Annotated in this window: 13 protein-coding genes; 8 read left to right on the top strand and 5 right to left on the bottom strand. The window is 55.8% G+C overall.

All coding sequences use genetic code 11. The features are described 5' to 3' along the window. Positions 1-98: 98 nt before the first annotated feature. The 4 genes from AC6EMZ_RS01450 to AC6EMZ_RS01435 form a co-directional block, all read right to left on the bottom strand. Positions 99-1,211, bottom strand: coding sequence for a Tli4 family immunity protein (locus AC6EMZ_RS01450; protein ID WP_498400618.1), 1,113 nt, complete (start codon positions 1,209-1,211; stop codon positions 99-101). Beyond that, positions 1,208-1,399: a hypothetical protein gene (locus AC6EMZ_RS01445; protein WP_498400617.1), complete on the bottom strand. Its 192-nt coding sequence runs from the start codon at positions 1,397-1,399 to the stop codon at positions 1,208-1,210. Before AC6EMZ_RS01445 ends, AC6EMZ_RS01450 begins: the two co-directional genes overlap by 4 nt. 39 nt (positions 1,400-1,438) lie before the next feature. Continuing rightward, positions 1,439-2,446, bottom strand: a complete 1,008-nt coding sequence (locus tag AC6EMZ_RS01440) for a Tli4 family immunity protein (RefSeq protein ID WP_498400616.1) — start codon at positions 2,444-2,446, stop codon at positions 1,439-1,441. Positions 2,447-2,568: 122 nt separating this feature from the next. After that, positions 2,569-4,098, bottom strand: coding sequence for an esterase/lipase family protein (locus AC6EMZ_RS01435; RefSeq protein WP_498400615.1), 1,530 nt, complete (start codon positions 4,096-4,098; stop codon positions 2,569-2,571). Positions 4,099-4,298: 200 nt separating this feature from the next. On the opposite strand from AC6EMZ_RS01435, the gene AC6EMZ_RS01430 reads away from it, so the two are divergent. Genes AC6EMZ_RS01430 through AC6EMZ_RS01420 form a run of 3 tightly spaced genes read left to right on the top strand, consistent with a single transcriptional unit; the run spans position 4,299 to position 6,103 of the window. Beyond that, the gene (locus AC6EMZ_RS01430) at positions 4,299-4,862 is read left to right on the top strand and encodes a fasciclin domain-containing protein (RefSeq protein WP_498400614.1); all 564 of its coding nucleotides are present in this window, start codon (positions 4,299-4,301) and stop codon (positions 4,860-4,862) included. Positions 4,863-4,904: 42 nt separating this feature from the next. Beyond that, a complete protein-coding gene (locus AC6EMZ_RS01425; protein ID WP_498400613.1) occupies positions 4,905-5,459 on the top strand; it encodes an RNA polymerase sigma factor in 555 nt (184 codons plus the stop codon). Next, a complete protein-coding gene (locus AC6EMZ_RS01420) occupies positions 5,456-6,103 on the top strand; it encodes an anti-sigma factor (protein WP_498400612.1) in 648 nt (215 codons plus the stop codon). The genes AC6EMZ_RS01425 and AC6EMZ_RS01420 overlap by 4 nt, the downstream gene beginning before the upstream one ends. 11 nt (positions 6,104-6,114) lie before the next feature. On the opposite strand, the gene AC6EMZ_RS01415 is transcribed toward AC6EMZ_RS01420, so the two are convergent. Then, a complete protein-coding gene (locus tag AC6EMZ_RS01415; RefSeq protein WP_498400611.1) occupies positions 6,115-6,810 on the bottom strand; it encodes a GNAT family N-acetyltransferase in 696 nt (231 codons plus the stop codon). Between the two features lie 201 nt (positions 6,811-7,011). Here AC6EMZ_RS01415 and AC6EMZ_RS01410 point away from each other — a divergent pair, with 201 nt between their 5' ends. The 5 genes from AC6EMZ_RS01410 (at position 7,012) to AC6EMZ_RS01390 (ending at position 12,060) form a co-directional block, all read left to right on the top strand. Beyond that, on the top strand, positions 7,012-8,580 hold the full coding sequence (locus AC6EMZ_RS01410) for an ABC transporter substrate-binding protein (RefSeq protein WP_498400610.1): 1,569 nt from the start codon (positions 7,012-7,014) through the stop codon (positions 8,578-8,580). Between the two features lie 113 nt (positions 8,581-8,693). Then, positions 8,694-9,707 (top strand): ABC transporter permease, encoded by a 1,014-nt coding sequence (locus AC6EMZ_RS01405; RefSeq protein ID WP_498400609.1) that lies wholly within the window; start codon positions 8,694-8,696, stop codon positions 9,705-9,707. Further along, entirely contained in the window at positions 9,707-10,540 is an 834-nt protein-coding gene (locus tag AC6EMZ_RS01400; protein WP_498400608.1) for an ABC transporter permease, read from the top strand. The genes AC6EMZ_RS01405 and AC6EMZ_RS01400 overlap by 1 nt, the downstream gene beginning before the upstream one ends. After that, positions 10,533-11,369 carry an ABC transporter ATP-binding protein gene (locus AC6EMZ_RS01395; RefSeq protein ID WP_498400607.1) on the top strand — a complete coding sequence of 279 codons (837 nt, stop codon included), beginning with the start codon at positions 10,533-10,535 and terminating at the stop codon, positions 11,367-11,369. The genes AC6EMZ_RS01400 and AC6EMZ_RS01395 overlap by 8 nt, the downstream gene beginning before the upstream one ends. Next, positions 11,356-12,060: an ABC transporter ATP-binding protein gene (locus tag AC6EMZ_RS01390; protein WP_498400606.1), complete on the top strand. Its 705-nt coding sequence runs from the start codon at positions 11,356-11,358 to the stop codon at positions 12,058-12,060. The genes AC6EMZ_RS01395 and AC6EMZ_RS01390 overlap by 14 nt, the downstream gene beginning before the upstream one ends. Positions 12,061-12,200 lie beyond the last annotated feature (140 nt).

The following is a 12,200-nucleotide window of genomic DNA, read 5'->3' as shown; positions in this document are numbered from 1 at the left end:
TCATCTATTAAAGACGTGGTAAAACAGCGGGTTAATTTGTCATTCCTGGTGTCATTCATATCTCAGATTCCATTCCCTTTATCCATGACACACGCTATTCAGAATGCATTGTTCCTGAGACGAAAAGAGCGGGTGATGCGATCCCATACTTCTAACAGTTCGGCATCGCTGTAGGTCGGTGGCGGCAAGTTATGATTACTTAAAGTCAGGTCAATAATCGGATGTCGAAAATCCACTATTTTTTCATTGGCTATGATGTTAAACAGGAGTTGCTTGGCAAGGGGATCGGATGATCTTTCTGACGGGGCGGTGTTAAGCCATTCATCGGCCTCAAAGCCTGCTAACTGGGTTTTACCCTTCCGCAGCGTCCTCGCTTTAACTTCTGTAAGGTAAGGCTGAATTTCATGACTCCGCTCCAGCATGCTTTTTGGATCGCCAAGAGAAGTATTTGTGGAAACCGACAGGGAAAAGACCTGATTATGCGGATAGACAAAAGTAATATCTTCCTTTGGTTTTTCGCGCCCGTCGCGGATAAACCCTTCTGAAATACAGGTGCCGGGCTGTGTCGGGATTTCATCATCTTTTCGCCCGCTAAGACGAGACATTAAGTCCTGTAGCTCTGCCAGTTTCTGAGGCTTGTTATTGGCCATCCACTCAGGTCTTCCCGCCTCTTTCCGTAACCAGAATGCCCGCTCTTTGGCAAAGCGCGGGTCTGAGTAATCGATAATCTCCTGAGTGAGGACAAACGCCACCCCATCAACATACAGATGCCCTTCAAGAATGCGACTAGAACCCGCCACACTCTCATTTTGATTACGGTCAAATATCACCGCGTTGTCATTTGTCCGGTGCACCTGCTTGAGAAAAGGACTATCTACGGCATCCACGGTATGGCTGTTTTTCAGCTCCTCCTCCCGCAACCGAATGCGCTGCGCAAACGCCGGGCGATAAAGTCGCTTGCTGCTGATGCTGACCTCATTAATCTGGGCGCGGTCCGTCCGGGTGTTTTCGAATGAGGCCGGAACTTCAAACATATAGCGCCCCACGCACTGAGTTTTGGTGGAGGCAAACAGGTTGTCAACCATACGGATTTCCTTATCGGTTAATGCTGGAGGGGGGTGCACAAACGTTACGTAGTTGTATATATAATATCCGGCTGCCAGCAGCAGAAGTGTTATTGTGACAATGACAGGAGACTTGCTTTCTTTCATGGTGCCGGCACCTGCTGCACGATTTTTACCACCGAGCGGACCGTGAACATCAGGGCGTCGGACAGGTCACTGTAAACCGAAAGTTTATCTTTCATCCGGCACAAAATCTCGAACTTAACACCCTCGCCATCATCTGTTAAAAACGTGATAAAACAGCGGGTTAATTTGTCATTTTTGGTGTCATTCATATCTCAGATTCCATTCCCTTTACCCATGACTCACGCTATTCAGAATGCATTGTTCCTGAGACGAAAAGAGCGGGTGATGCGATCCCAGATCGCCACAAGCTCAGCTTCGCTATAGGTTGATGGAGGAGCTGTGTCGTTGCCTTCAGGTGGGATTTCGTTGCTTAGCGTCAGATCAAGATTGGGATGCATGAAGTCTGCATTTGTCTCATTCGCTACCGCGGTAAACATGAGTTGCGCTGAGGGATTATCGGATGAGCTTTTTGGCGGGGCCGTAATCAGCCATTCACTGGCCTTGAAACCAGCAATCTGCGCTTCACCCTTACGTAGCGTGCGTCCATTAATGCTGTTGATATACGACTGAATTTCCCCGGTTCGCTCCAGCATGGTTGTGCTTTCTTTCAGAGCATTATTGCTCCAGACGGTAAAAGAAAAGACCGAACTGTGCGGATAAATAAAAGTGATATCTTCCTTTGGTTTTTCGCGCCCGTCGCGGATAAACCCTTCTGAAATACAGGTACCCGGCTGTGTCGGGATTTCATCATCTTTTCGCCCGCTAAGACGAGACATTAAGTCCTGTAGCTCTGCCAGTTTCTGAGGCTTGTTATTGGCCATCCACTCAGGTCTTCCCGCCTCTTTCCGTAACCAGAATGCCCGCTCTTTGGCAAAGCGCGGGTCTGAGTAATCGATAATCTCCTGAGTGAGGACAAACGCCACCCCATCAACATACAGATGCCCTTCAAGAATGCGACTAGAACCCGCCACACTCTCATTTTGATTACGGTCAAATATCACCGCGTTGTCATTTATCCGGTGCACCTGCTTGAGAAAAGGACTATCTACAGCATCCACGGTATGGCTGTTTTCCAGCTCCTCCTCCCGCAACCGAATGCGCTGCGCAAACGCCGGGCGATAAAGTCGCTTGCTGCTGATGCTGACCTCATTAATCTGGGCGCGGTCCGTCCGGGTGTTTTCAAAAGAGGTCGGAACCTCAAACACATAGCGCGCTACGCACTGAGTTTTGGTGGAGGCAAACAGGTTGTCAACCATACGGATTTCCTTATCGGTTAATGCTGGGGGTGTGTGCACAAACGTTACGTAGTTGTATATATAATATCCGGCTGCCAGCAGCAGAAGCGTTATTGTGACAATGACAGGAGACTTGCTTTCTTTCATGGTGCCGGCACCTGCTGCACGATTTTTACCACCGAGCGGACCGTGAACATCAGGGCGTCGGACAGGTCACTGTAGACCGAACGGGAGCTATCCACCGGATCAACGGCATAGGCCCCTTCATGGTCAACATCAGTCGCCAGTACGGCATGGATATGAGGAGATGAAGTACGAATAGCTTTGACCGGCACGGTGCCATCGCCGGGGCTACCGGAAGAAATCAGTTCGTGGGCTCTTAATGGCGACAGTTCAATAAAATCTCCAGCGTGACTTCGAACTCTCTGGGCCTCCCGCACGCTCTGGGGGATACGCTCTTTCCACGTCAGAAACGCATCAGAGGGGTTACTTACGCTGGAACCGTAAAACAACCAGGTTTGCGGGTGGTATTTTCCATTCAGATTTTCAATGAATTTTCGGACTTGATCGTTGATCCTATTCTCATATTTGTCCCACTCAGCCGCAGTATCCCCCAGCAGCAAATCCTTCTCACACAGCCGCCACCAGGCCGTTTTATTCAGGTATATTTCCGTGTACGGATCGCTTTTCGGCAGAGACTGTTGCGTACCGCCGCTCTCGATTTTCAGCCAGCCAGGACCGTACGCCTTGCCCGGCAGCAGTTGTAACGGGCCGGGCGACTGGGCCAGTACCGGCATCAGTTTCTCAGCACTGTCCCCGATAATCATCCCGGTCACACCTCGTTCACCGGTTTTCATCCGGCGATAGGCTGCCGGCGAGCCAAGGTCCGGCATCACGCCGTGTACAATCCCCAGAATGTTGCCCTGTCCGTTCATGTTTTCAGAGTAATGACGGGCAACAAGACCGCCCATTGAGTGGGTGACCAGAATGACTTTGTCCACCGCCAGACGGCCGTGATAATCCCCCAGCACCTTTCTGATATATTTACCCAGCAACGTCGCCGAGTCGGCATTGGACTGTAGCCAGTTATAGCCAAAAACGTGCAGCGGATATAAAAAGTGGTGTCCGTGCGCCGTTTCTTCTTCCGTCAGCACCTGCTCCGCAGGTTCGTCGCCAATCCTGACACCGGTAAAACGCTGCCGCGCCGTTTGTAATTGTGCTTCACGAAAGTAGTTATCTATCAGGATGTCGTCGTCACTGAGCAGGTATTGCAGGCGGTCAAGCGCTTCGCCGTAGCTCATGTAAAACGCACTTCCCCACCCGCGTGCGCGCCGGGACGGGAATTTTTTGCCATCAGCCCCGTCATTGAAGATCTCACCGCGGTCATCTACGGATGTAGTTTTTGGATCAAGAAGTTGCTTTCTTTTCTTTGGGTTGGCAAGTGGCCATTTTTTTAGCGATTCAAAGCTGCATTGCCAGACCTCACCGTCATCATTTCTCAGATTTGATCCCATCACTCCTGGAATAAAAATAACCGGAATGATTTTGTGCGGCGGCTTAAGGCAAACCGCCACGTAATTATTTTCTTTCGGCTGGGAGGTAACTTCATAATGAAACCCTCCATTGTCGTCCCAGATAGGCCGATGATAAGCACGGTTTTCAGTATCATCCATGAGTTAAGTTCCTGATATACTCAGTCGGAAGCGGCATTAACGCATAAAACCTTCGAGCAGAACTTAACCTAAATCAACGTTAAAATTCACTCTGCGAACCCCTCCCTAAATTTATTTTCATTTTCCTGCATCCAGTTTCCCCCCTGCCCTCGTATGTGAGTATGTGAGCAACGACTTGCTCCCCAATCCGAGGATAGATGATGAAAAAGCTAATCAGTGTTGCATTCGTATCCAGCGCTTTACTGTTCTGTGCTGGCGCATCAGCGGCCATGGATTCCGGTTCCGTGATGGTGGGTGGCGCAGAGATGCTCCCGAGCAAAAATATCGTTGAAAACGCCATGAACTCGAAGGATCACACTACGCTTGTGGCGGCGGTGAAAGCGGCAGGGCTGGTGGATACGCTACAGAGCAAAGGGCCGTTTACCGTGTTTGCGCCAACCGATGCGGCATTTGCAAAATTGCCTGCGGGCACGGTCGATAAGCTGGTCAAACCGGAAAATAAAGCGATGCTCACCAGCATCCTGACCTACCACGTGGTGGCCGGTAAGTACGACATGAAAGCGCTGGAGATGAAAATCAAACAAGGTGGTGGGCACGCGGAGCTGAAAACCGTCAACGGCCAGCCGCTGTGGATCATGAGCAACGGCCCGCACAATATCCAGTTGAAGGATGGCCAAGGCAACGTGGCGAATATCAGCATCTATGACGTCCATCAGAAAAATGGCGTGATCGATGTTATCGATACGGTCCTGATGCCTAAGTAGTTGTCTATACTTTGGAAGTCAACATCCACTTGCGGGAAAAGCATGGATAACGCGCTTGCTGAGCAGCACACCCTATTAATGCAGGCGGTCGCAACCGGCGATCGCCGCGCATTTGAGCAACTGTATCGACTGACCTCTCCGCATCTTTTTGCCGTGGCGCTGCGCATGTTACGCCATCGCGCATGGGCCGAAGAAGTCCTGCACGACTGCTTTATCACCGTCTGGAGCAAAGCCGAAACCTATAACGCCGCCCTAAGCTCACCGATGACCTGGCTGACGCACATCGTGCGTAACCGCTGCATCGACTGGCTGCGCAGTGGACAGGCGCGTTCCACGCACGTGGAAGAAGAATATACCGACCAGTTAGTAATTGCGGATAGCGACGAACCTAACGGCTGGTATGACGAATCACAGGCGGAACGTCTGCGCCACTGCCTCGGGCATTTAAGCAACGACCAGCGCCAGAGCATCTCGCTCGCTTACTATCAGGGAATGTCTCACGGCGATATCGCTGACTGGCTCCAGCAGCCCGTAGGATCGGTGAAAAGCTGGATCCGTCGTGCAATGGACCATCTTCGGGAGTGCGTTGGACTATGAACGATCTTGAGAAACGCGATGATATGCTGGCTGCCGAATATGCCCTGGGTACCCTGCGAGGCGGTGCGCGGTTGCAGCTTCAAAGAAGGCTTGCCGATGAGCCGGATCTGGCCGCACGCGTAGCGTACTGGCAGGAGATGTTCAGCACCCTCGATAGCCATCTTGCGCCGATCCATCCGCCGGAGGCGGTGTGGAAAAAGATTGCCCTCGATCTGCCCCTGAAAGCGCCTTTACGCAACACCCGACCTTATCTTGGCTGGATGGTGGCGGCAGGCCTCGCCGCCGTGACGGTCGTGACCTGGCTCTCCACCCGCGCGCCGGAACTCGCGCCGCTGATGGTCCTGAACGATGGTCAGCAGCACGGACAGTGGGTGGTCAGCGCCGATAGCCGTCGCCAACAGTTGAGCATTACGCCGTTGCGCCCAACCAATGTCGCGGCGCAAAACAGCCTGCAACTTTGGCTGATCCCGCCGGGACAAGCTCCTGTCTCGCTGGGGCTGGTGGATAACCGCGCGCCAACGCAGGTTTCGCTGAAGAACGCGTCGATTGTCACTGATGCGGTAATCGCGATAAGCCTCGAACCGCAGGGCGGGTCACCAACCGGCCAGCCAACAGGCCCGGTGCTGTACAGCGGGAAGATATAATTCTCAGGCCTTCATCGGAAGGCCTCGAGCTTTTGGATCTGCCGCCCTGCCCCGTCGAAATTCTCCACCGCCAGCCAGGCTCGGAGCGACGCGTCGCGCTCTGGCCATTCGCCATCGATAATAGAAAGCATATCGCTGTCGCGGGTGCGTCCTTTACGCACCAGCTTCTGGCGCAGACAGCCCTCCCAGGTGAACCCGAGCCGCTCAGCCGCACGGCGCGAGGCAATGTTCATCGAATCGCACTTCCACTCCAGCCTGCGGTACCCGTGCTCGAAGGCATTTTTCAGCAACAGCCAGACGGCCTCTGTTCCCATCGCGGTATTTTTCATTTTGCGCGACCAGGTCACGTGGCCGATTTCTACCGATCCCAGTTGGCGCTCGTTCGCCATATAGCTCACCAGGCCGACCGCGCGCTCGGTACGCAGATCGATAACGGCATACGGCACCAGTTCATCGTCCATGGCTTTTACGATAACCCAGTGGGTGGTCGCCTCAACGCTTTCGGGCTGGGTGCTGGCAAGCCACGTCCAGTCGCTGTCGTCGCCCAGCGCGTAGGCTTCAAACAGATCGGCGGCGTGGCGATGGGCATCCAGCGGCTCCAGGCGGCAGAAGCGTCCGTTGAGCGGCGTGCGGGTCAGGACTCGCGCGCCCTTCCAGTCTGGGACGATATCGTTAACGATCTGACCATGTTGATTGATTTCGGGCACGGCGGTGACTCCCTGAAAGGTAAGGCTTTTGTTATAGCAGGTTAAAAAGAAGACGCAAAGAGCGCAGAGCTAATAGCCAACCGGCATGCCTTATACCCTGCGGGCATAAGCAAAGCAGAATTTGAACTTTGCGGATTTTCTGACTCAGCCTAACGTAGCGGAACATAAAACAATCACAATAATTCTTTTTCAGGGATCGCTATGACCAAAAAACTGCTGCCGTTACTGGTGCTGGCTGCGCTGTCTGCCGCCGCCCATGCCGCTACTCCGCCTAATACGCTGGTGGTCGCTCAGGGTCTGGATGACATCGTGAGCCTTGACCCGGCCGAAGCCAACGAACTGTCCAGCATTCAGACCGTACCGAGTCTTTATCAGCGTCTGGTTCAACCGGACCGCGATAACCCTGAAGAAATCACCCCCATTCTGGCAGAAAGTTGGCAAGCCGACGCGGCAGCAAAAACCCTGACGATTAAACTCAAGCCCGATGCAAAATTTGCCTCCGGCAACCCGCTGCGCCCGGAAGACGTCATCTTCTCGTATACCCGCGCCGTGACGCTGAACAAATCTCCCGCCTTCATCCTGAACGTATTAGGCTGGGAGCCTGGCAACATCGCCAGCCAGTTGAAAAAAGTAGACGATCATACGCTCACCCTCAGTTGGACGGCCGACGTCAGCCCGGCGGTGGCGCTGAATATTCTCTCAACGCCTATCGCCTCGATCGTCGATGAGAAGCTGGTTTCCGCCAACGTGAAGGACAACGACTTCGGCAACGCGTGGCTGAAAATGCACTCTGCGGGCAGCGGTGCGTTTAAAATGCGCGTCTATCAGCCGCATCAGGCTATCGTGCTTGAAGCCAACGACACCGCCCCCGGCGGCGCGCCCGCGCTTAAAAGCATCATTATCAAAAACGTGCCAGACCCGGCTTCTCGCCGCCTGCTGATTCAGCAGGGCGATGCGGACGTGGCCCGCGATCTGGGCGCAGATCAGATCAGCGCCCTGGAAGGCAAAGCGGGCGTGAAGGTGTTGAGTATTCCCTCTGCCGAGCAGAACTATCTGGTGTTTAACGCGGGCAACAGCGCCAACCCGTTGCTGAACAATCCCGCGTTCTGGGAAGCCTCGCGCTGGCTGGTGGACTATGAAGGCATCACCAAAAACCTGCTGAAGAGCCAGTATTTTGTCCATCAGAGCTTCCTGCCGGTCGGCCTGCCGGGCGCACTGGAAGACAATCCGTTCACGTTCGATCCGGCAAAGGCAAAGGAAATCCTCGCTAAAGCGGGTATTAAAGACGCGCACTTCACGCTGGACGTGGAGAACAAACCGCCGTTTATCACTATCGCCCAGTCAATGCAGGCGAGCTTTGCCCAGGGTGGTGTGAAGGTCGATCTGCTCCCGGCGGCGGGTAGCCAGGTCTATGCCCGCGTGCGTGCGAAGCAGCATCAGGCGGCCATTCGCCTGTGGATCCCGGACTACTTTGACGCGCACTCTAACGCCAGCGCCTTTGCGTGGAACGATGGTAAATCCAGCACCGTGGCGGGGCTGAACGGCTGGAAGATTCCGGAGATGACCAAGGCCACGCTGGCGGCGGTGGCAGAGCCGGATCCGGCTAAACGTCTGGGTCTTTATAAGAAGATGCAGGAAGAGATACAGCATAACTCGCCATACGTGTTCGTCGATCAGGGTAAAACCCAGATTGTGGTACGCGATAACGTGAAGGGATATCAGCAAGGGCTGAACGCGGATATGGTTTGGTACGATCGCGTCACGAAGTAGATTTTTCCCTCTCCCCAAAGGAGCGAGGGGACTGTTTCGTGCAACGATTATTACTGGCGATCCCTCAGGGAGAGAGGGGTCTCCCCCGCAAATTTTCAGGATAACGATTTTCCATGCCACATCTTTCCACCCGCGTACTTCAGGGCTTTCTTACCCTGCTGCTCACGCTCTTCGGGCTATTGCTCGTCACGTTTGCGCTTTCCGCCTTTTCTCCCGTCGACCGCGTACTACAGATCGTTGGCGATCACGCCAGCCAGTCCACCTACGATCAGGTTCGCCACCAGTTGGGGCTGGATCGGTCACTGCCCGTCCAGTTCTGGCACTATCTGCAAAACCTCGCTCACGGCGATCTTGGCACCGCCAGCGCTACCGGGCAGCCAGTGTTGCAGGATCTGCTTCATGCATTCCCCGCGACGCTCGAACTGGCGACGCTGGCGCTGATTATCGGCTCCGTGATCGGCGTGATCGCAGGCGTGCTATGCGCCCGTTATGCCGGTTCGCCGCTGGATCTCGGGATTCGGACCCTCACCCTGCTCGGCAATTCGGTGCCGATTTTCTGGCTCGGCCTGCTGATGCTGGCGCTGTTCTACGCGAAGCTACAGTGGAGCGCAGGCCCCGGCAGGCTGGATGATATCTGGCAGTACACCGTCGAGCCGCGCACCGGCTTTGCGCTGATCGATACCTGGCTTTCAGGCGATCGCGATGCGTTTAAAAACGCCGTCAGCCACCTGGTGCTGCCGGTTTTGCTGCTGGCCTATTATTCGCTGGCAAGCATCACCCGCCTGACGCGCTCGGCGTGTCTAAGCGAAATGAACAAAGAGTACATTCTGCTGGCGCGCGCCAAAGGTGCCGGGGAGATGACCATCCTGCTGCGCCACGTTCTGCCAAACATTCGCAGCACTTTGCTGACGGTGATTGCCCTGGCTTACACCAGCATGCTGGAGGGCGCTGTGTTGACGGAGACGGTCTTCTCCTGGCCGGGCATAGGTCGCTATCTCACCACCGCACTGTTCGCGGGCGATACCACCGCCATCATGGGCGGCACGCTGTTGATTGGCGTGAGCTTTGTGCTAATTAATAACCTCACCGACCTGCTCGTGCGGGCGACCGATCCCAGGGTGCGCTGATGCCATTTTATCTATTTTTACGCCGCCTGCGCCGCTCTCCCGCCGCGTGTTGCGGGCTGATGGCCATCACGCTGCTGGTGCTCATCGCTCTCTTTGCGCCGTGGGTTGCCCCACTCGATCCCAACTGGCAAGACGCGGCATCGCGTTTACAAGCGCCAAATGCGCAACACTGGCTGGGCACCGACAGCTACGGGCGCGACCTGCTCTCACGCCTGATCTACGGCAGCCGTCCGGCGCTGGGCTTAGTGGCGCTGGTCACCATCATCACCCTGCCCGCCGGGCTGCTGGTGGGCATTTTGTCCGGCTATTACGGCGGCTGGATGGAGCGGATTTTAATGCGTTTTACCGACGTGGTGATGTCGATGCCGCGCCTGATTCTGGCATTTGCTTTTGTCGCGATGCTTGGCCCCAGTCTGGTGAACGGCGCGCTGGCACTGGCGCTCACCACCTGGCCTGCGTATGCGCGTCAGGCGCGCAGTGAGATTCAGCGCCTGCGCCATAGCGATTATCTCGCCGCCGCCGAAATGATGGGTATCCGCGGGTTCCGGCTGCTGATCGGCCATATTCTGCCGCTGTGCCTGCCGTCCGCGATCGTGCGGCTGGCGCTCGATCTCGCCGGAATTATTCTCGCCGCCGCCGGACTAGGCTTTCTCGGCCTGGGTGCGCGTCCCCCGATGGCGGAATGGGGCGCGATGATTGCCGACGGTATGCTGGTGATTTTCGATCAGTGGTGGATTGCCGCCGTGCCGGGGGGAGCAATTCTATTCGCCAGCCTGGCCTTTAATTTGCTGGGCGATGGCCTGCGCGATGTACTGGAGCCGCAACATGACTGAACCCCGCGTCATCGTCGAGGCGCTAAACATCGACTATCCCGCCGCACGCGTGGTGAACAACCTGAGCTTTACGCTCGGCAACGAACGCCTCGCGCTAGTGGGGGAATCCGGCTCGGGTAAATCCATGTCTGCCCGCGCGTTGATGGGCCTGGTACGCCAGCCCGGAGTCGTGAGCGCCAAACAGCTCAACGTGCTCGGCAACAACCTGCTGACCCTGAGCCCTCGCCGCTGGCAGGCGCTACGCGGCAACGGTATTGCAATGGTACTTCAGGATCCACGCTATGCGCTCAATCCGGTGAAAAACGTCGCGGCGCAGCTGGAAGAGTCCCTCACGCTGCATCACTCCCTGTCGCGCAAAGAACGTCGGGAGCGTGTTCGCGACATCATTCACGCCGTCGGGCTGAACGACGCGGCGCTTGCTCGCTACCCCGGCGAGCTCTCCGGCGGGATGGGCCAGCGCGTGATGATCGCCATGGCGCTCATTAACAATCCGCAGGTGCTGATTGCCGACGAGCCGACCTCCGCACTCGACGCGCGCCTGCGTAACCAAATCCTCGAACTGCTGGTGCAGCAGTGCGAACAACGTCAGATGGCCATGCTGCTGATCAGCCACGATCTGCCGCTGGTGGCGGAACATTGCGACCGCGTGCTGGTGATGTATCAGGGTGAAAAGGTCGACGAGATGGCGGCGAATCAGCTGCCGCAGGCTACTCATCCGTACACCCGCACGCTGTGGACCTGCCGTCCCGATGCCAGCACCTATGGGCAGATGCTGCCCACGCTCGACCGCACCCAGCCTGGGAAGGAGGCAAACAATGGCCCTCGTTGAAGTCAGTCAGTTACAGGTGACGTTTGGTGAAAAAACGGCAGTGTCGGCAGCAAGCTTTGCCATCGAGAAAGGTGAAACCTTTAGCCTGATCGGCGAATCCGGCTGCGGCAAATCAACCCTCCTGCGGGTGCTTGCCGGGCTACAGCGCGAGTGGCGCGGCGATATCACCGTAATGGGCGAAGCGCTACAGCCGGGTCGACGCTTTGCAGGCCAGCTTCGCCGTAACGTGCAGATGGTGTTTCAGGATCCGTGGGCATCCCTGCATCCAAACCACACAATCTCGCGCACGCTGGCAGAACCGTTAAACATCCACGGTGAAACGCAGATTGCTGAAAAGGTCGCGGAGGCATTGCAGCAGGTGGGGCTTGCGCCTGATGCGGCTAAACGCTACCCGCATCAGCTCTCCGGCGGCCAGCGTCAGCGCGTGGCGATTGCCCGCGCCTTGCTGCTTCGCCCTCAGCTTCTGCTGTTGGATGAACCGACCTCGGCGCTGGATATGTCGGTGCAGGCGGAGATCCTTAACCTGCTCAATCGCCTGAAACAGCAGCACGGCATGACCTATCTGCTGGTGAGCCACGATGCAGATGTGGTTGCGCATATGTCCGATCGCGCGGCGTTCATGGCTCAGGGGATCATTCAGCGCGTATTTGACCGGGAAGCAATGATAAAGGGCGAGCACCGAATGGGGTAAGGGGTGGACTTTCTGGAAGGAGCCTCGCAAACCTACAAATAACTCTATGTAATTCAGAGTTCTTGCTTTTCTTCCTTTTATCTCCACCGTAAAGTGCGTGCATTGCGGCATATCCGCAATCGGGCGTAGGAACCCGTTGG

The organism is Enterobacter sp. SCRI0065 (assembly GCF_059766475.1).
This window is presented reverse-complemented; position numbering and strand designations above follow the sequence as displayed.

Excerpts from the sequence above, each read along its gene's own strand:
- AC6EMZ_RS01435 (WP_498400615.1), bottom strand. The coding sequence starts at position 4,098 with ATGGATGATACTGAAAACCGTGCTTATCATCGGCCTATCTGGGACGAC.
- AC6EMZ_RS01450 (WP_498400618.1), bottom strand. The coding sequence starts at position 1,211 with ATGAAAGAAAGCAAGTCTCCTGTCATTGTCACAATAACACTTCTGCTG.
- AC6EMZ_RS01430 (WP_498400614.1), top strand. The coding sequence starts at position 4,299 with ATGAAAAAGCTAATCAGTGTTGCATTCGTATCCAGCGCTTTACTGTTC.
- AC6EMZ_RS01400 (WP_498400608.1), top strand. The coding sequence starts at position 9,707 with ATGCCATTTTATCTATTTTTACGCCGCCTGCGCCGCTCTCCCGCCGCG.
- AC6EMZ_RS01405 (WP_498400609.1), top strand. The coding sequence starts at position 8,694 with ATGCCACATCTTTCCACCCGCGTACTTCAGGGCTTTCTTACCCTGCTG.
- AC6EMZ_RS01410 (WP_498400610.1), top strand. The coding sequence starts at position 7,012 with ATGACCAAAAAACTGCTGCCGTTACTGGTGCTGGCTGCGCTGTCTGCC.
- AC6EMZ_RS01390 (WP_498400606.1), top strand. The coding sequence starts at position 11,356 with ATGGCCCTCGTTGAAGTCAGTCAGTTACAGGTGACGTTTGGTGAAAAA.
- AC6EMZ_RS01420 (WP_498400612.1), top strand. The coding sequence starts at position 5,456 with ATGAACGATCTTGAGAAACGCGATGATATGCTGGCTGCCGAATATGCC.
- AC6EMZ_RS01440 (WP_498400616.1), bottom strand. The coding sequence starts at position 2,446 with ATGGTTGACAACCTGTTTGCCTCCACCAAAACTCAGTGCGTAGCGCGC.
- AC6EMZ_RS01395 (WP_498400607.1), top strand. The coding sequence starts at position 10,533 with ATGACTGAACCCCGCGTCATCGTCGAGGCGCTAAACATCGACTATCCC.
- AC6EMZ_RS01445 (WP_498400617.1), bottom strand. The coding sequence starts at position 1,399 with ATGAATGACACCAAAAATGACAAATTAACCCGCTGTTTTATCACGTTT.
- AC6EMZ_RS01425 (WP_498400613.1), top strand. The coding sequence starts at position 4,905 with ATGGATAACGCGCTTGCTGAGCAGCACACCCTATTAATGCAGGCGGTC.